General features: G+C 73.4%; 10 protein-coding genes. 6 read left to right on the forward strand and 4 right to left on the reverse strand.

Annotated elements, in window-relative coordinates:
- Positions 1–20 precede the first annotated feature (20 nt).
- From WMF22_RS19185 to WMF22_RS19195, 3 genes are all read right to left on the reverse strand, one after another.
- Positions 21–4,469: a hypothetical protein gene (locus WMF22_RS19185; protein ID WP_438036642.1), complete on the reverse strand. Its 4,449-nt coding sequence runs from the start codon at positions 4,467–4,469 to the stop codon at positions 21–23.
- The gene (locus WMF22_RS19190; protein ID WP_438036643.1) at positions 4,466–5,035 is read right to left on the reverse strand and encodes a hypothetical protein; all 570 of its coding nucleotides are present in this window, start codon (positions 5,033–5,035) and stop codon (positions 4,466–4,468) included. Before WMF22_RS19190 ends, WMF22_RS19185 begins: the two co-directional genes overlap by 4 nt.
- Positions 5,036–5,220: 185 nt before the next feature.
- Positions 5,221–6,276 (reverse strand): ATP-binding protein, encoded by a 1,056-nt coding sequence (locus WMF22_RS19195; RefSeq protein WP_437300507.1) that lies wholly within the window; start codon positions 6,274–6,276, stop codon positions 5,221–5,223.
- 230 nt (positions 6,277–6,506) lie between these two features.
- Between WMF22_RS19195 and WMF22_RS19200 the strand changes: the two genes are divergently transcribed.
- From WMF22_RS19200 to WMF22_RS19220, 5 genes are all read left to right on the forward strand, one after another.
- Complete coding sequence (locus WMF22_RS19200; protein ID WP_438036644.1) at positions 6,507–8,981, forward strand: ABC transporter substrate-binding protein; 2,475 nt, start codon at positions 6,507–6,509, stop codon at positions 8,979–8,981.
- Between the two features lie 118 nt (positions 8,982–9,099).
- Positions 9,100–10,116: a UDP-glucose 4-epimerase GalE gene (galE, locus tag WMF22_RS19205; RefSeq protein ID WP_012236077.1), complete on the forward strand. Its 1,017-nt coding sequence runs from the start codon at positions 9,100–9,102 to the stop codon at positions 10,114–10,116.
- A gap of 178 nt (positions 10,117–10,294) precedes the next feature.
- The gene (locus tag WMF22_RS19210; RefSeq protein ID WP_438036645.1) at positions 10,295–12,457 is read left to right on the forward strand and encodes a peptide ABC transporter substrate-binding protein; all 2,163 of its coding nucleotides are present in this window, start codon (positions 10,295–10,297) and stop codon (positions 12,455–12,457) included.
- A complete protein-coding gene (locus WMF22_RS19215) occupies positions 12,454–14,862 on the forward strand; it encodes a glycoside hydrolase family 31 protein (RefSeq protein WP_438036646.1) in 2,409 nt (802 codons plus the stop codon). Before WMF22_RS19210 ends, WMF22_RS19215 begins: the two co-directional genes overlap by 4 nt.
- 154 nt (positions 14,863–15,016) lie before the next feature.
- Complete coding sequence (locus WMF22_RS19220; RefSeq protein WP_438036647.1) at positions 15,017–15,955, forward strand: fibro-slime domain-containing protein; 939 nt, start codon at positions 15,017–15,019, stop codon at positions 15,953–15,955.
- A gap of 218 nt (positions 15,956–16,173) precedes the next feature.
- Here WMF22_RS19220 and WMF22_RS19225 read toward each other — a convergent pair whose 3' ends face one another.
- Positions 16,174–16,578, reverse strand: coding sequence for a hypothetical protein (locus WMF22_RS19225; RefSeq protein ID WP_437300512.1), 405 nt, complete (start codon positions 16,576–16,578; stop codon positions 16,174–16,176).
- Positions 16,579–16,881: 303 nt separating this feature from the next.
- Between WMF22_RS19225 and WMF22_RS19230 the strand changes: the two genes are divergently transcribed.
- A complete protein-coding gene (locus WMF22_RS19230) occupies positions 16,882–17,715 on the forward strand; it encodes a class I SAM-dependent methyltransferase (protein WP_438036648.1) in 834 nt (277 codons plus the stop codon).
- Positions 17,716–17,721 lie beyond the last annotated feature (6 nt).

Below are 17,721 nucleotides of genomic sequence, written 5' to 3' on the forward strand. Positions count from 1 at the left end.
GCGCCGCGCGAGCGGGCAGGCTAGCGAGCCTGCCCGCGCGCGGCCGCGAGCAGGCGCGCGAGCGCCTCGCGCGCGGCCTGCCGGCGCTGCGGCTCGGGCAGCGCGCCCGGGCGCAGGCGCTGGATCTCGGCGCACAGCGCGGCGCGATCGCCGGCGAGAGGCCCGGCGCACGCCGCGTCGCGCGCGCCGTCTCCGGGGGCGTCGCGCGGCGCAGGCTCGCCAGAGAGCACGGCCGCCGCGGCCTCGATGAGGCGCGCGGTCGCCGCCGCGCCGGCGTCCTCGCCCCGGAAGCGGCCGACGAAGTCGGGCTGCTTCGAGAGCCGCGAGAGGACGTCCCAGCGCTGCTCGCGCACGGCGAGCTCCGTCGCGAAGAGCACGACCTTCAGGTTGCGGCCGAGGTCGGGGAGGACGCGCGTCTCGCCGTCGAGCGCCATCAGGTCGTCGACGACGCTCGCGTCGAGCGCCGCGGCCGCGCAGCGAACCGCGACGCTGAGCAGATCCGCGCGCAGGGCTGGGCCGAGCGAGGGAGCGCGGCCGAGCGCGCGCGCGGCGGCGAGCACGACGGGGCCGCAGTGCCCCTCGCGGCGCTGCCGCGCCAGCATCACGCCGGCGTCGTAGAGCCGGCCGCTCTGGCGCAGCGCCTCCACGGCGGCCGTGAACGCGTCGGGGTCGTACGTCCCCCGCTCCGCCGCCGTGAGGAAGCCGTCGAGGCTGCGCAGGGCAGGGCACGCGGCCGCGCTGCCCGCGCGCGCCCGTCGCTGGAGGTGCGGCAGCTTGCCGAGGACGTCGGCGATGCGCAGCGAGAGCGCGAGCGGGTAGGCGTCGCAGGCGGGCGCCTCGTAGCCGCCGAGCTCGACCCTGGCCTCGGTGCACGCGAGCGGCCTGGCGACGACGGAGAGCGAGCGCGCGGTCCTCGCGACGAGCGGGTCGAGCTCCGGGACCGCGGCGAGGCCGGCCGGGAGCGGATCGAGGAGCGCCGCGACCGCGGCGTCGTCCGCGTCCGGCGGCAGGAGGCCGCGGACGAGCGTCCAGAGGTCGCCGGCGAGGAAGGGGTGACCGGCCTCGGCCGCGAGCTGGGCGTCGATCGCGAGCAGCGCGCGGGCGTCCCGGCCCCAGGCGAGCGGCTGGTCCGGGCGCAGCGCCCGCCGCCCGAGCCGGAGGCCGAACGAGAGCGCGGCGATCGCCCGGCGCGCCGCGGCGGTGCCGCGCTCGGCGTCGCCGTCGAGGAAGTGGTAGGCGGCCGCGAGCGCCGCGGCGCTGACGTAGGCGCGCGCCGCGTCCTCGTCGCTCCGGGGCGAGCCCTCGGGCGCGAGCGCCGCGGTGAGGGAGCCCTCGGGCTCGCCGCGGGTGCGGAGGCCGAGGCCGAGCTGGAAGCCGTTCGCCCCTTCGAGGAGCCCGGCGCCGTACGAGACGTCGAAGCTGAGCGAGAAGACGCGGGTCGCTGTCTTCTCCTCGTAGCGGTAGGTCATGCGCGGCACGCGCAGGCCGCGGGCGTCGGCGGCGGCGAGGACGCGGTCGAGGGCGTCGCGCGCCTCGGCGCGCCGGCCGCCGGCGAAGTCGCGCACGGCGCCGACGAGGGCGAGCACGTCGCCGGCGTCTGCCGCCTGGCAGGCGTCGTCCGACGCCTTGCTCATGGCGGCAGCGTACGCCGACGGATCCGGGGCGACGCCGCGCCGGGCCTTCGCGATCTCGCCGAGGTACGAGAGCGCCCAGGCGACCCGGCTGCCGCTTTCGTTCGCGAGCGCGATGGCGTCCGGCGACGGCGGCCCGCCCAGCACGGCGGCGCCGAGGAGCGAGGTGAGCAGCGCGAGGTCGGCCTGGTCGCGCAGCCCGAGGGCGGAGAACGCGCGGGCGTAGCCGACGAACAGGCCCCGGAGATCGCCGCCGCCGTCGCGCGCGGCGGGGAGCGACGCGAGCGCGTCGAGCAGCGCGCCGCCGGCGGGGCCTCGTCCGGCGCCGCCGCGCCGCGCCGGATCGTCGCGGAACGCTGCGGAGAGCCCGCGGAGCACCCGGCCGAGCGGGGCGCCGCTCCGCTCGGCGAAGCGCTCCGCGGTGGACGACTCGAGGAGCGCGCGGGCGAGCGCGTAGCCGCCGTTGAGCGCGTCGGCGAGGTCCTGGTCGACCCAGCCGGAGAGGCCCGCGGCGACGGCGGCCTCGGCGTCCGCGGCCGGGAGGGTGAAGCGCGGCGGAGCGACCCGCGCCGTCGCGCCGGCGGCGCGCGGGGGCGCCGAGAGGAGATCGATGGCGTCGGAGAGGAGCGTCACGAGGAGCCGCGCCCGGCGCGCCCACGGGCCGTCGCCCTGCCTGTACCGCGGCGCGAGCAGGATCCGCCGGCGGACGTCGCCGAGCCGCGCGAGGGCGCGGCGGGCCTCGGGGCTCGGCCCGCGCCCGGCGGCGCAGGCGGCCCCGGCCGGCGGCGGCTTGCGCGAACGCTCGGTGAGGAGGACGGCGAGGACGCCGTCGGCCAGCGCGGTGACGTCCTCGACGAGCTCGGGCGGGGGCGCCTCCGCGGCGTCGGCCGCGGCGCCGGCCTCGGCATCGCGCGCCGCGAGCCCCGCGACGGCGCGCCGGAGCGCGTCGCGCGCCTGCCGGCGCTCCGGGGGGAGCCTGGCTGCGCCGGCCGCCTGCGGATCCAGCGCGCCGGCGGCGCCGAGCGCGGCGTAGCGGGAGAGGCTCGCGGCGAGCGCCGCGAGGCCGGGGTGGGGCAGCGCCGGGGCGGGCGCGAGCGCGCGCTCGATCTGCGCGGACGAGAACGCGAGATCCGGCGCCTGGCCGGAGGCGAGCCGGTACAGCGCGTCGGCGGCGTAGAGGCCGGCGACGCCCCAGCCGGCCTGCTCGGTGAGCTCGCCGCGGAGCTTGGCGGTGAGCGCGCCCTGCAGGGCGAGGAAGTGCGGGGGCTGCACCTCGGGCGGGTACGCCATGCCCGCGAAGACGCCGGCGAGCGCCGCGCCGAGGACGGCCTCCGGGTCGTGCGCCTCGGCCATGCGGCGCTGCACGGCGATCTGCGTGAGGTCGACGATGGCGTCGCGGAGGGGCTCGTCGGCGAGCACCCCGGGGCTGTAGGCGAGGGGGATCAGCGCGAGCGCGCGGTAGCGGCGCGGCTCGGCCTCCGCGAGGGCGCGCAGCGCGGCGAGGTGCGCGAGGCCGAGCTCGGTGGCGCGGCGGTGGACGGCGCTGCCCGCGCTGCCTGCCTGGCTCGCGGCGGGCGTGGGGCTGCGCTCGTGGAGCAGGGCGGGCGCGTGGGCCCACGCGGTGCTCGTTTGCTCGACGGCGCGGACGAGCGCCTCGTAGCGCGGCAGCCACGCGTCGAGCGGGAGGCGCCGTCCCGGCGCCGCCGCGGCGCTCGCGGGCGCAGCGGAAGGGTCGCCCGGGGCGAGGGCGCCGGCGAGCGCCGCGGCGAACACGAGGTCGCGCGGGCCTTCCATGGGGGGCGCTACGTCGCGGCCGCAGCCGGGGGCCTTGCCGAGCAGGTCGTCGAGCGCGCCGCGCCGGTCTTCCGGGACGGCCCGCAGCACGGCCGCGCCGCGGGCGCGCCACGCGGCGCGGCCGTCCCGGGCCGTGCGCACGCGGAGGAGGTCGCCGTAAGGCGTGTCGCCCGGCGCGGGCGGCGGGTCCAGCCGGGCGGCCGAGGGCGCGAGGGGAGCGTCGTCCTCGGCCTCCTCGAGCGCGACCCCGGCGGTCGCGAGCAGCTGCAGGGCGTAGCGACCGCGCAGGACCGGCTCGTCGTTCGGGTCGCGCCCCTTCACCGCGGCCGCGAGGGCGTCGGCCGCTGCCGCGGCCTCGACGTAGCGGAAGCGGCCGGCGGCGCCGAAGGCGCGGCGGACGAGCGCGGCGAGCGCGATGTCGTCCGCGACCCGCGAGAGCGACGCGTCGCCGCGCGCGATCGGCGCGAGGCCGGCCATGAACGGCGCGAGCGGATCGGCCGGAAAGAGCTGGACGGCGCCGTGGCGGGCGCGCGCGTGGACGAGGTGCTCGTACCCGAGGGCCTCGCCGATCGCGAGGAGCAGCGCGTCGGCGGCCAGGACCCCGGGGGGCGGCAGCGGCGCGGCGCGGATCCACTTCGCCTCCGCCGCGGCCGCAGGCGCTCGCGCCGCGGCGTCCGCGCCTGCCTCGACGATGACCGCGGCCCGCGGCCCGGTCCCGCCGTGCCGGTCGAGGTCGCGGAGCACGAGCGCCCAGGGGTCGTCGGCGTCGCGGGAGGCGCGGGCAGCGACGTAGCCGAGGGCGAGCTCGCGTGGGGGCCGGCCGTCGGCGAGCGCCGCGACGAGGGCGCGCTCGCACACGTCGAGGTGCGCAGGATCGCACTGGGCGGTCTGCGGGGGCGTGGTGCCCGGGGAGGCCGCGCCGCCGCAGCCGGCGGCGAGCAGCGCGAGGAGCAGCGCGGAGCAGAGCGGGAGAGCAGGCGCCGGAAGAGACCCCCGGCCGCTGCGCTGATCGCGTCGACGCGGGCCGATCGCTCGAGCGCTCATCCCGGGGCGCCGACCAGCTCGTTGACGACGCGGGCAGAGCCGGTCGCACCGAGGCGTGCGAGCAGCGCTTCGCGAACCGCCGCATCCTCCCACACGGCATCGAAGAGACCTTCGTAGCCGCGGTCAGAGAACCACCCCACCATGTGCGACGCAGCGTGGGTCTTGCCGAGCTTCTCTTGGAACGGGGGCTCGGGTCGCGACGCAAGCCAGGCAGAGACCGCTTTGCCGCGCGTCGGGTACGCCTCGGCGATCGCAGCGCAGACGAGCCGCTCGAGCGTCTGCTGCGGCGGCAGGAGCGCGGAGGCGGCATCGGGCGCGCCCCATACGACGATCGAGAGACGGGTCGCGATCATGCCTCCCGTCAGCTCGAACTCCTCCGTGTCGGGCACCCGGCTCGCCTTCTGCTTGATCGCCCACGCATCGAAGTCGCTCTGCCGTGCACCTCCTCCCGGGGCCGGATGCGGATCGTCGGCATCGTAGACGAGCACGATGCGCTCGATAGGAGTCGTCGCGCTCTGGATGATCAGCTCCTCGGCCGCCAGGGTGACCTTCGTATCGCCGTCCACGGGAAGGATCCTCAGCCACCCTCCGCTCGGTGTCTTGAAGCCATACTGGCCAGCTCCCCGCAAGGGCTTCCCGCCCCGATAGGGCTTGTTGAGCAGTCCTTCACACCCGAGCCATGTGAGCCAACCGCGCAGGAAGGCACGATCGTGGTATCCCTCGCAGATAAGCACGGACTCCGCGGGGAGGCTCATCGCAGGTCCTCGTCGAGCTCTCGCCGCGCCGTGGCGATCATCGGTCCCGGGAAGCGCGAGCTGCGCAGCATGCCTCGATCGAGCACGACGCGCACGACACAGAGACGATCCAGATCTTCCTGGGTCGCCGTGGCGACGAGCGAGTCGATGAGCTCGAGGCTGTGCGTGGAGACGACGACCTGAATGTCCCGGCGCGTCGCTGCGTGCAAGACCTTTGCCGTTCGATGGATCCCCGCCGGGTGCTGATGGATTTCCGGCTCCTCGACGAGCACGAGCCCGCCGGGCAGCGCAGCGAGCTCGAGGGCGAGGCGCACCAACGCGTAGATGCCAGAGCCTGCGCCGGCGACGGGGACGCTGTGCGTGGCGTAGTCGAGATGAAGAATCGGCTGGTCCACGGGCGCGTCCTCGACCGTCAGCACGCGGAGATCGACGACGCCGTCGAGCGCTTCTCGCACGATCTCGATGACAACGTCGAGCCTCCCCTGCTCCGCTGCGTCGGAGAACACGCGGTGGAGCGCTGCGTGGTTCGCGCCGGCCGCGGGCTCCACCAGCCGTACGACGCGCGCGTCGCGGAACTGGCGCACATCGGAGTGGGCATCGGCCCTGCCCAGATCGAAGCGGTACTCGTTGCCGACGGAGATCACGGTGCGCGAGCGAAAGTCGCCGAGCGAAGACGTCACGTCACAGCCGATCTCGATGGGATGCCGCTCCCGTTCGTGCTCGGGCAGCCTTCGCACGAGATCTTCGGAGGGGGTCGATGACCAGCTCAGCTCGCACGTCCGGGGGCCAGCGTCGTCACTCTCGAGCACGATCCGCGCGTCGGGCTGGCGCCGCTCGAAGAGCCAGGGCCCGCCTTGAGGCAGCTCGGCCCGGCGGCGCACCACGCGCCCTATGGCCTCGCCCGGGGCGCCGCCTGCGGCGATGAGGAGCGCGTCAAGTATCGTGCTCTTGCCGGCGCCGCTCGGTCCGACGAGCACGGTGAGCGGCGTGAGCCCGGAGAGCCGTCCCGTACGGATGCCGCGAAGCCGCTCGACATGGACTGCGCTGATCACGCGTGCCCTCTACCCGAGCGATGGTGTGGCCGCAACCACGGCACCGGGCCGCTAGGCGGCTCTCGCGGGCGAACGGCTGCGCGCCACCGCCGATCCATCGCCGACTGCTATGGCGCCCTTGCTCCGCTTCACCGGGGGAGGATCGGCGTTTTGTGCCCGTGCCCGCACGCGCGCTCGCGCCAAGCAGCCATGGTCTTCCTGCCCCCGGAGCGCCGTGCTACGCGCGCGATATGCGACGGGCTTCGGAGCGACGAGGTGCCGGCGGCGCGGGGGGCGGCGGGAGCGCCGGTTGCGGGGCGCGCGGCGCCTCCGCGGCGCTCGGGCTCGCGATCCTCGCGCTCTCGGCGTGCAGCGAGGGCGAAGGCGGGTATGCCGGGACGACCGCGCGCGTCGGCAAGGACACGGAGACGATCTACATCAATAATGGCAGCGAGCCGGAGTACCTGGATCCAGGAAAATCCAACGACTCGGCGAGCTCCACGCTCGTGCAGCAGATGTTCGAGGGGCTGACGACCTACGGCGCCGGCGACCTCCGCCCGGTGCAGGGGGTCGCGACCCACTGGGAGCAGAGCGACGACAACCGGCTCTTCCGGTTCCACCTGCGGCCGGAGGCGCGCTGGTCCGACGGCAAGCCGGTCACGGCGCACGACTTCGAGTACGCGTGGAAGCGGGTGCTGCGCCCCTCCACGGCCTCGCTCGCCGCGACGAACCTCTACGTCCTCAAGAACGGCGAGCTTTTCAGCCTCGGCAAGCTCAAGGCGCTGCGCGAGGCCGCGCCGCTCCGCGCGGCCCCCCGGCCCGACGCGCCATCCGCGCTCGATCTGCCCAAGGGGGCGTTCGTCGTGGTGCTGGCGCGCTCGCCGATCCAGGTGGACACCGCGATCGCGCCCCTCGCTGCGCTGCCGGAGGGCTCCGCCGCCGTGACGTTCGCGAAGGGCGACGCGAAGGGCGGCGCGAGCGATCGGCTCTCGTTCGGCGCGGCAGGAGGCGGCGCGGCAGGAGGCGGCGCGGCAGGAGGCGGCGCGGCAGGGAGCGGCGCGGCAGGGAGCGGCGCGGCGCCGCTCGGCTCGGCGCCCGGCGGCGGCTGGCAGGGCGCCGTCGTCGACATCGTCCGCGTGGGCCCGCCGTGCACATGCAACGGCGCCGCCGACCGGTGGTTCGAGATCGAGCGGGGCGGCGCGCGCGGCTTCCTCCCGGGCTGCGCGCTCGTCCCCCCCGCGGGCAACGCCGGCAACCCGGGCAAGGAGAGCGCGGGCGCCGCGCCCCGGTCGGAGCCGTACGCCGTCGTCACGCCGCACACGAGCCTCCCCACGTACGACGCCGCGGCGCCCCCCTCCGGCGGCGCCGCGCAGGGCGAGCCCCCCGTGGGCTTCGTGCCCGACGCGCTCCTCGTGGAGGACGACGGCGCCGTCGGCGTCCGGGCGAGCGACGACCATACGCTCGACGTGCAGCTGGAACAGCCCACGCCGTACTTCACCGATCTCACGAGCTACGTGACGCTCTTCCCCGTGCGCAAGGACGTGATCGAGGCGTTCGAGAAGCGCGGCGAGCCCGAGCTCTGGTTCCGCCCCGAGAACATCGTTGTCAACGGCCCTTACACGCTCGATGAGTGGAAGTTCCGTTACGAGATCACGATGAAGCGGAATCCGATGTACTGGAACCGCGACAAGCTGAAGATCCACCGCGTCGTGTGGCTGGAGGTCGAGCTCTACAACGCCACGATGAACATCTACAAGGCGGGGGATCTCGACTACCTGGGCGACAACACCTCGCTCCCCGCCGAGCACATGGACTGGCTGTCGACCAAGCGGGATTTCCAGCGGTACCCGTACCTCTCCATCTACTGGTTCGAGTTCAACACGAAGAAGCCGCCGGTCGACGACGCCCGCGTCCGCTGGGCGCTCAACCTCGCGGTCGACAAGCGGCAGCTCGTCGAGAAGGTCACGCGGGCGGGGCAGATGCCGGCCACGCACTACGTCCCGGACTACACCGGATCGGGCTACGACGAGGCGGTCGCCGAGGACAGGAAGCTCGGGGTCGATCCGTTCTCGTCGCCGGAGGTCTTGTTCAACCCGGAGCGCGCCCGCGCGATGCTCGCCGAGGCAGGGTACGAGGTCGTCCAGGAGGGCGACGGGTACCGGGCGAAGAACTTCCCGGCGCTCGAGCTCCTCTACAACACGAGCGAGGGCCACAAGCAGATCGCGGTCGCGGTCCAGGACATGTGGAAGCGCCACCTCGGCGTCTCGGTCACGCTGCGGAACGAGGAGTGGAAGGTGATGCTCAAGAACGTGCGCGACGGGCACTACCAGGTCGTGCGGTTCGGCTGGATCGGCGAGTACAACCACCCGGCGACGTGGCTCGGCACGCTGCTCTCGTACAGCCCGCAGAACCGGACGGGATGGGCCGACCAGGAGTTCGACGATCTGATGCGCGCCGCCGCGGCGACGGCCGATCCGAAGGAGAGCATCCGGGCGTTCCGCAAGGCGGAGAAGCGGGCCCTCGACCGCATGCCCAAGCTGCCGCTCTACTTCTACACGAAGTCGACGCTGGTGAAGCCGTGGGTCAAGGGGTTCAAGGGCAACTCGCGCGGCGTGCAGCTCGTCAAGTGGCTGTGGAACGACCCGAGCTGGCGCAACAACCCGTCGAACGAGACCGCGTTTCCGGAGCTCGAGTTCCCGGCGCCGGGGCGGCTCGACGCGCCCTGACGCGCCCTGACGGCACCGCTGGGCCGTCCGGCCGCGCCGTGAGGTCCCCGTTGACGCGCCGGCCTGCGGCGTGGCCTCATCGACGAGAGCGCGGCATAGACCCTCTCGGGAGAACGACATGAGCAAGACGATCCTGGTCACCGGAGGCGCGGGCTACATCGGCTCGCACACCTGCGTGGAGCTCCTCCACGCGGGCTACCGGGTGGTGATCCTCGACAACCTCTGCAACAGCCGCAAGGCGGCGGTGGAGCGGGTGGAGCGGATCGCCGGGAAGCAGGTGACGTTCATCCAGGGCGACATCCGCGACGCGGCGCTCCTGGATCGGCTGCTCGCCGAGCACCCGATCGACGCGACCATCCACTTCGCGGGGCTGAAGGCCGTCGGCGAGTCGGTCGAGAAGCCGCTCTCGTACTACGAGAACAACGTCGCGGGGACCGTGTGCCTGCTCAAGGCGCTCGACGCGCGGGGCGCGCGGAAGCTCGTGTTCAGCTCGTCCGCCACCGTGTACGGCGATCCCGAGCGCGTGCCGCTCGACGAGGGGAGCCGGCTCGGGCCGACCAACCCCTACGGGCAGTCCAAGTTCATGGTGGAGCAGATCCTGCGCGACGTGGCGGCCACCGGGGGCTGGTCGCTCGGGTCGCTGCGCTACTTCAACCCCGTGGGCGCCCACGAGAGCGGGCTCATCGGGGAGGATCCGAACGGGATCCCGAACAACCTGACGCCGTTCATCACGCAGGTCCTCGTGGGGCGGCGCGACAAGCTCCGGGTGTTCGGGGGCGACTGGCCGACGCCGGACGGCACCGGCGTGCGCGACTACATTCACGTGGTCGACCTCGCGCTCGGGCACCTCGCCGCGCTGAACCGCATCTTCACCGTCGGCGACAGCTTCACCGTGAACCTCGGCACCGGGCGGGGACACTCGGTGCTGGAGATGGTGGCCGCGTTCGAGAAGGTCAGCGGGAGGCGCGTCGCCCACGAGATCGTGCCGCGCCGCCCCGGGGACGTCGCCTCGGTGTACGCGGATCCCGCGCGCGCGATCGAGCTGCTCGGCTGGCGCGCGGAGCGCGATCTCGAGACCATGTGCCGCGACAGCTGGCGCTGGCAAGAGCAGAACCCGAAGGGGTTCGCCGATTAGGGCCGCGGATCCGAGGCGCGGTAGGGCGCTCCTGCTCGCGGCCCTCTCGTGCCCGCTCGCGGCCTGCGCGGGCGAGACCGAGGGCTACGTCGGGACGACGTCGCGCGTCGGCAAGGACGTCACGACGTTCTACGTCAACAACGGCGACGAGCCGGAGTACCTCGATCCAGGCAAGGCCGTGGACTCCGTGAGCATCACGCTGCTCCACCAGCTGTTCGAGGGGCTGACCAGCTACGCGCCCGGCGATCTCCACGCGGCGCAGGGGGTCGCGGCGCGCTGGGAGCGGAGCGACGACAACCGGTTCTTCCGGTTCCACCTGCGGCCGGAGGCGCGCTGGTCGGACGGCAAGCCGGTCACGGCGCACGACTTCGAGTACGCGTGGAAGCGCGTGCTGCGCCCGTCGACGGCCTCGCTCGCCGCGACGAACCTGCACGTCCTCAAGAACGGCGAGCTCTTCAACCTGGGCAAGCTCAAGGCGCTGCGCGAGGGCGCGACGCTGCGCCGCGCGCCTCGTCCCGACGCGCCGCCCGCGCTCGATCTGCCCGAGGGGGCGTTCGTCGTCGTGCTCGGCCAGTCGCCCGCCCGGGTGACGTCGGCGGTGGCGCCCCTGCCGGCGCCGCCCACCGGGGTGACCTCGGTGACGTACGCCGAGCCCGACGAGGCGACAGGCGCCGGCGAGCGGCTCTCGTTCGACGCGGCCGGCGCGACCCCGCCGCCCGCGCCGCGCGACGCCACCCCGGGCGGCGGGTGGCGGGGCGCCGAGGTCGCGCTCCTCGCGGCCGGGCCGCCGGTCGCCTGCAATGGCGCGGCCGACCGCTGGTTCGAGATCGAGGGGCCAGCCGGCCGCGGCTTCCTCCCGGGCTGCCTGCTCGCGCCCGTGGAGGCCGCCGCGTACGCGCTTGTCGCGCCCCACGCGAGCCTCCCGACGTACGACCCCGCCGCGGCCACGGGCGCTCGCGCCGCGCTGCCTTCCCTGCCTTCCGGCGCCGGAGGGGCGGCCGGGTTCGTCGCCACGTCGTCGCTCGCGGAGGACGACACCGCCGTGGGCGTGCGGGCCCGCGACGACCTGACCCTCGACGTCGAGCTCGAGCAGCCGACGCCGTACTTCACCGATCTCACGAGCTTCGTCACCCTGTTCCCGGTGCGCCGCGACGTCGTCGAGCCGTTCGAGGCGCGCGGCGAGCCGGATCTCTGGTTTCGCCCCGAGAACATGGTGGTCAACGGGCCGTATCGGCTCGACGAGTGGAAGTTCCGGTACGAGATCACGATGAACCGGAACCCGGCGTACTGGGGCCATGACGCGCTCAGGATCCACCGGATCGTCTGGATGGAGATCGCCCAGTACAACGCCACCCTGCAGCTCTACAAGGCGGGGGACATCGACTACCTGGGAGACAACTGCGAGCTCCCGTATGACCACCGCAGCTGGCTGTCCGGGAAGAAGGATCTCCGGCGCAGCGAGTTCCTCTCCACGGTGTATTACGAGCTCAACACGAGGAAGCCGCCGGTCGACGATCCGCGCGTCCGGTGGGCGCTGAACCTCGCGATCGACAAGCGGGAGCTCGTCGAGAAGATCACGCGGGTCGGGAAGCCGGCGACCCACTACGTGCCCGACATCACCGGATCCGGCTACGCCGAGCAGGCGGCGGAGGACAGGGCGCGCGGCGTGGATCCGTTCTCGAGCCCCGAGGTCGGCCACGACCCGGCGCGCGCCCGCGCGCTGCTCGCCGAGGCCGGGTACGAGGTCGCCCGCGAGGGAGACGAGCTGCGGGCGAAGGGGTTTCCGCCGCTCGAGATCCTCTACAACACGGGCGAGGGGCACGCGCAGGTCGCCGTGGCCATCCAGGACATGTGGAAGCGCCACCTCGGGGTCTCCGCGACGCTGCGGAGCGAGGAGTGGCGGGTGATGCTCAAGGATCTCCGCGACGGCAACTTCCAGGTGATCCGGCTGGGCTGGCTGGCCGACTACAACCATCCGCAGACGTGGCTCGGGACGTTCCTGTCGCAGAGCCCCCAGAACCGGACCGGCTGGGCAGACGCGGAGTTCGACAAGGCGGTCGGCGAGGCCGCCGCGACGGCCGATCCCAGGGACAGCATCCGGCGCTTCCGCGCGGCCGAGCGGCGGGCGCTCGACGGGATGAGCAGGATACCGCTCTACTTCGAGGAGAAGCCCACCCTGGTGAAGCCGTGGGTGAGGGGGTTCATCCCCAACGCGCGGAACACGCAGCTCATCAAATGGCTCTGGATCGACCCGGACTGGCAGAAGCAGAAGGAGGGGCCGGCCGGAGAGCCGCCGCCCGTGCTGGAGCTGCCGCCGCCGGGGCGGCTCGGGGGGCCATGACGGGCGCGCACGGCCTGCTCACCGACGCCTCGATCGGCGCGACGCACGTGCTCCTCTGGGGCGCCCGCGCCGCGGTCGAGATCCGCTGTCCAGGCCCCGGCGCGCTGCGCGTGCGCCACGTCCCCTCGTCCGCGGTGACCAGCTTCACGCACCCCGATCTGCCCCCCAAACACTCCTTCGCCGTGGTGGCAGACGGCGCGCTGCCGCTCTCGGCGCGCCGCGAGGGGGACACGCTCCACGTGAGCGCCGAGGGCGCCTCTCTCGAGATCTCGCTCGCCGCGGGCACATGGATCTTCAGCGACGCAGAAGGCCGCCCCCTCGCGCGCAGCGAGGCCTTCTCGGGGCAGGTCCGGCCGGCGTTCCCCGTGGACGAGCTCCGCTCCCGGCTCTCGCTCGCGGCGCCGCCGGACGAGGCCTACCTCGGGTTCGGCGAGAAGGTCGGCCCGCTCGACAAGCGCGGCCTGCGGTTCACCTTCTGGAACACCGACGCTTTCCCGCCGCACGTGGAGTCCGACCCGCTCTACGCCTCGATTCCTTTCTTCATCGCCCTCCGCGGCGGGGTGGCCTGGGGCCTCTTCCTCGACGAGCCGTGGCGCTCGGAGGTCGATATCGCGCTCAACGACCCGAACCGCATCGAATGGGAGTCGCGGGGCCCCGAGCTCGACGTCTACCTCCTGGCCGGCCCGCACCCGGCCGACGTCCTCCGGCGCTACGCCGCGCTCACCGGGCGCCCGGCCATGCCGCCCCTCTGGAGCCTCGGGGCGCACCAGTCGCGCTGGGGCTACGAGACCGAGGACGACGTGCGCGGCGTCGTCCGCGGCTACCGATCGCGCGGCCTCCCGCTCGACGTTGTCCACCTCGATATCGATTACATGGATGCTTATCGGGTCTGGACCTGGGACCGCTCGCGCTTCCCCGACCCGGCGCGGCTCGCGCGCGAGCTCGCGGCCGAGGGCGTCAGGCTGGTGACGATCGTCGATCCGGGGATCAAGGCCGACGAGGGGTATGCCGTCTACGACGAGGCGAGAGCGCGAGACTACCTCGTCCGGCTGCCTCGCGGCGGCACGCTCGTGGGAGAGGTCTGGCCCGACCCGGCGGTCTTCCCGGATCTCACGCGCGAGGAGGTGCAGCGCTGGTGGGGTGATCTGCAAAAGCCGTTCGTCGACGCGGGCATCGCCGGCATCTGGAACGACATGAACGAGCCGGCGTGCTTCTCCGTCCGCCCCGACAGGGGCCTGCCGGCGCCGAGCGGCGGGCGCACCGCGGGCCTCGGCGCCATCGAGGGCAGCACGCTCCCCGACGACGCGCGCCACGGCGCCCGGCGCCACCTCGAGGTCCACAACGTCTACGGACTCGGCATGTCGCGGGCCGCCCACGAGGGCCTCGCGCGCCACGCGCCGGAGCGACGCCCCTTCGTGCTGACGCGCGCGGCCTTCGCCGGCATCCAGCGCTACGCCGCTGTGTGGACCGGCGACTTTGCCAGCAACTTCACGCACCTGGAGGCGTCCATCCCGATGCTGATCGGCCTCGGCCTCTCGGGCGTGCCGTTCGTGGGCGCGGACATCCCGGGCTTCACGGGGCGCGCGAACGGCGAGCTGCTCGTGCGCTGGATGCAGGCGGGGCTTTTCTATCCGCTGATGCGCAACCACGCGGCGAGGGGCAGGCCGGCGCAGGAGCCCTGGCGCTTCGGCGAGCCGTACCTCGGGCTTGCGCGCGCGGCGCTCGAGCGGCGCTACCGGCTCCTGCCGGCCCTGTACACGCTCATGCACGAGGCGGCGGAGACGGGGATACCCGTCCTGCGGCCGCTGTCCTTCGCGGCGCCGGGCGACCCCGAGGCGCTGCACGCGTTCGATCAGCTCCTGTTCGGCGGCGATCTGCTCGTGGCGCCGGTGGTGCGGCCAGGGCAGTCGAAGCGGCTGGTGTACCTGCCCGCCGGCGCCTGGATGGACTTCGCGAACCTGGAGCGCGCGGGGAGCGTGGAGCAGGGCGGGCGGCACGTGATCGCCGATGCGCCGCTCGGGGTGGTCCCCGTGTGGCTGCGCGCCGGAGGCGCGGTGGCGCTCACCGCGCCTCGGATGCACACGACGAGCGCGAGCTGGGAGGAGATCACGTGGCACGTCCACGCGGCGGAGCGCGTGAGCGGCCGCCTCTATGAGGACGAGGGCGACGGCCACGGCGCGTCGCGCGTCACCCGCGTCGAGGGCGGCCTCGACGGCGCCACGTTCGCGCTCGAGCGCAGCGCGGCGGGCGATCTGCCGCTCGCGCGCGAGGTGGAGACGATCCGCGTCCACGGCGTGCCGGCGCCGCGCTCCGTGGTCGGGGCCAGGTCGCACCGCGCGATCGACGGGGGCGTCGAGATCGAGGTCGTGGCCGACTGGCAGCGGATCGAGCTCCAGGTGTCCTGAGCGCGGCCGCCGCCTGGTCCATCGAACAAGGCATGTTCCCCGAGCTTGCCGGCACACTGCCGCAACGCTTCACCACGCGATGGCCATGAGACACGAGACGTGGTTGACAAAAGGCACGAAATATGGTTGTGCTACTGCTCCCTAGGAGTGCACAATGTACCCTCGCTCTTTCTTTCTTCTGACCTTCGCAGCGGTAGCCCTGGCGTGCTCTTCGGCGCCCGACGAGAGCAGCGGCCCGACCTCCGGGTCCGGCGGCAGCAGCGGGACGCCCGCGAGCAGCAGCGGGACGCCTACGAGCGGCGTTAGCAGCTCGACCGGCGACGACTTCGGGACCATCACGGGGGGCAACGCGAGCGCCGGCGCAGGCGGCGCAGGCGGCAGCGAGTGCAAGAGCGTCCTCGATGTCACGTATCGCGACTTCAAGGAGACGCACCCCGACTTCGAGATGGCGAACTTCAGGGGCGACGTCGTCCGCCGCCAGCTCATCAAGCCGACGCTCGACGGCGACCTGAAGCCGCAGTTCCTCGACTCCGTGGGCTGCTTCGCGGACATGGAGACACCGCTCGGCTGCAGGGACGGGGTCGGCAATCAGAAGACCATCACGAGCGAGGAAAGCTTCAACCAGTGGTACCGGGATACGGCGGGCGTGAACATGACGTTCACCAAGGAGCTCGCGCTCGCGGAGTCGTCGCCCGGATCGGGGCAGTACGAGTTCGACAGCGCGGATTTCTTCCCGCTGGCGCCGGAGGAGGGGTTCGGGATCACCCCGCCCAACAACGGCAAACGACAGAACTTCCTCTTCACCACCGAGATCCACCTGAAGTTCGGCTACGTCGCCGGTCAGACGTTCACCTTCCGGGGCGACGACGACATCTGGATCTTCATCAACGGCAAGCTCGCGCTCGATCTCGGCAGCATGCACGGGCCGGAGACGGGGATCATCGACTTCGATGCCCAGGCCCAGGATCTCGGCATCTACCCGGGCAACAGCTACGCGATGGACATCTTCCACGCGGAGCGGCACACCGACGGGTCGAACTTCCGCATCGAGACCAACATCTCCTGCTTCGTGCCCGTCGACGTCCCGCTGTGAGGCATCCGGGCGCGCCCCGCGCCCTCTCGCAGGCCTGAGCCCGGCATCCGACCGCTCCAGAGCGGTTCCACCCGCCCCAGGTACAAGCGTCGCAGAGCGGCGGTCACCCGCACAGGAGACGGGTCCAGATCGGCGTTTTCGGCGCGGAAGCGCACTCCAGTGCGCTGAGCACCGAAAACGTCGAGATGGGCCCGTATCCGCAGCGGGTGACCGCCGCTCTAGACGTCGAGCGCGATGTTGTTGGGATTGGCGGCGTCGATCTTGATCGGCACGACCAGGCCCGGCTGCACGCGCGGGATCGCCATCTGATGGATGACCGCGAGGATGGCCGCGCGGTAGGGCGGCGCATTCGGGCGATACACCTCGAGGTCGACCCGGCACTGCGGCTGGTAGTTGATCATCGTGCCGGTGGGCTGGACGACGAGCACGCGGGCCTGCGCGGGCAGGCCCGTCATGCGGAGGTTGGCCGCCGCCGTCTGGGCCTGGATCATCTCGTTCGCGCCCGCGAGCATCTTGTTCGCGTTCTTCATCATGGGCAGAAAGACGGTGACGAACACCACGGCCATGACGCCCAGCACGACGAGGGTGATCACGATTCCTAAGAGGGGACCGGCGATCGACATGGGAGCCTCCACACGACTGCGTTGACGGGCCGGCGGTCGGCGGAACGTGGGGGAGGACCCCGAGCTGCGCGTCGCGCCGGCGAGGGAGCGACCGATGCCACGGGGCTCCTCCGCGATCACCAGGGGAGCACGAAAGGGCGCCAGCGACAATCCTGCGGAGCGCGCCGCCGTCGTCGTGGCCTGGCCGCGGGAGAGGCGCGGCGATCGAAAAGGAGGCCAGAACCACCGAAAGCGCCGCCAGTGACGCGCTCGTCGGGTGGTGACAGGCTCCTCTCCCATGATCGATGACAGGAGGAATGGCCGATGACCAACCGCGTTGAGCCGCTCAACTTCAGCGACGAAGCGCGCTGGACCGCCCTGGCAGCCAGCTACGAGCGCTGGGCCGAGCCGTTGACGGCGGGCTTCGCGCGCGCGGCGCTGTCGCTCGCGGGCGGGATCGGGCACGGCGAGCGCGTGCTCGACGTCGCCGCAGGGACGGGCGCCCTGACCTTGGCCGCGGCCGAGGCGGGCGCGCGCGTGCTCGCGACCGATCTCTCGCGCGGCATGGCGGCGCGCCTGCGCGAGCGACTGCAGCCCTTCGCGGGGAGCGAGGCGCGGGTGATGGACGGGCAGGCGCTGGAGGTCGAGGACGCGACCTTCGACGTGAGCTGCTCCGTGTTCGGCGTCATGATGTTTCCCGACTGGCGCCGCGGCATGGCCGAGCTCGTCCGCGCGACCCGGCCCGGGGGCCGTGTCATCGTGGCGGCCTGGTCGAACCCGGAGGGGGCAGGGCCGTCGCCGCTCTTCCTGCAGGCCTATCGCCGCACCTTCCCGGAGGCGCCGATCCAGCCGCCGCCCCAGGGCATGACGGTGCTGTGCTCGCTGGAGGGCCTGAAGGCCGAGATGCTCGGGGCCGGGTGCGGCGAGGTCGCCGTGCACGCGGTCGACGACGCGTGGGGCGGAGCTTCGGTGGATCACGTCATGGCGGATCTCGACGAGATCCTGCGCTTCATGCCCCTCTATGTCGCGCTGGACGGCGACGGGCGCGGTCGGCTGCGCGGACCGCTGCGCGCCGCCATCGCGTCCTTCGCCGAACCAGGCGGGGCCGTGCGTGTCCCGGTGACGGCAAACATCGCGATCGGCCGCAAACCCCGCTGACCAAGA

Origin of the sequence: Sorangium sp. So ce204 (genome assembly GCF_051526795.1) — a bacterium.
GTDB classification, from domain to species: domain Bacteria; phylum Myxococcota_A; class Polyangia; order Polyangiales; family Polyangiaceae; genus Sorangium; species Sorangium cellulosum_B.

Coding starts and splice junctions, on each gene's coding strand:
- WMF22_RS19225 (WP_437300512.1), bottom strand. CDS start 16,578: ATGTCGATCGCCGGTCCCCTCTTAGGAATCGTGATCACCCTCGTCGTG.
- WMF22_RS19215 (WP_438036646.1), top strand. CDS start 12,454: ATGACGGGCGCGCACGGCCTGCTCACCGACGCCTCGATCGGCGCGACG.
- WMF22_RS19200 (WP_438036644.1), top strand. CDS start 6,507: ATGCGACGGGCTTCGGAGCGACGAGGTGCCGGCGGCGCGGGGGGCGGC.
- galE (WP_012236077.1), top strand. CDS start 9,100: ATGAGCAAGACGATCCTGGTCACCGGAGGCGCGGGCTACATCGGCTCG.
- WMF22_RS19230 (WP_438036648.1), top strand. CDS start 16,882: ATGACCAACCGCGTTGAGCCGCTCAACTTCAGCGACGAAGCGCGCTGG.
- WMF22_RS19185 (WP_438036642.1), bottom strand. CDS start 4,469: ATGAGCGCTCGAGCGATCGGCCCGCGTCGACGCGATCAGCGCAGCGGC.
- WMF22_RS19220 (WP_438036647.1), top strand. CDS start 15,017: ATGTACCCTCGCTCTTTCTTTCTTCTGACCTTCGCAGCGGTAGCCCTG.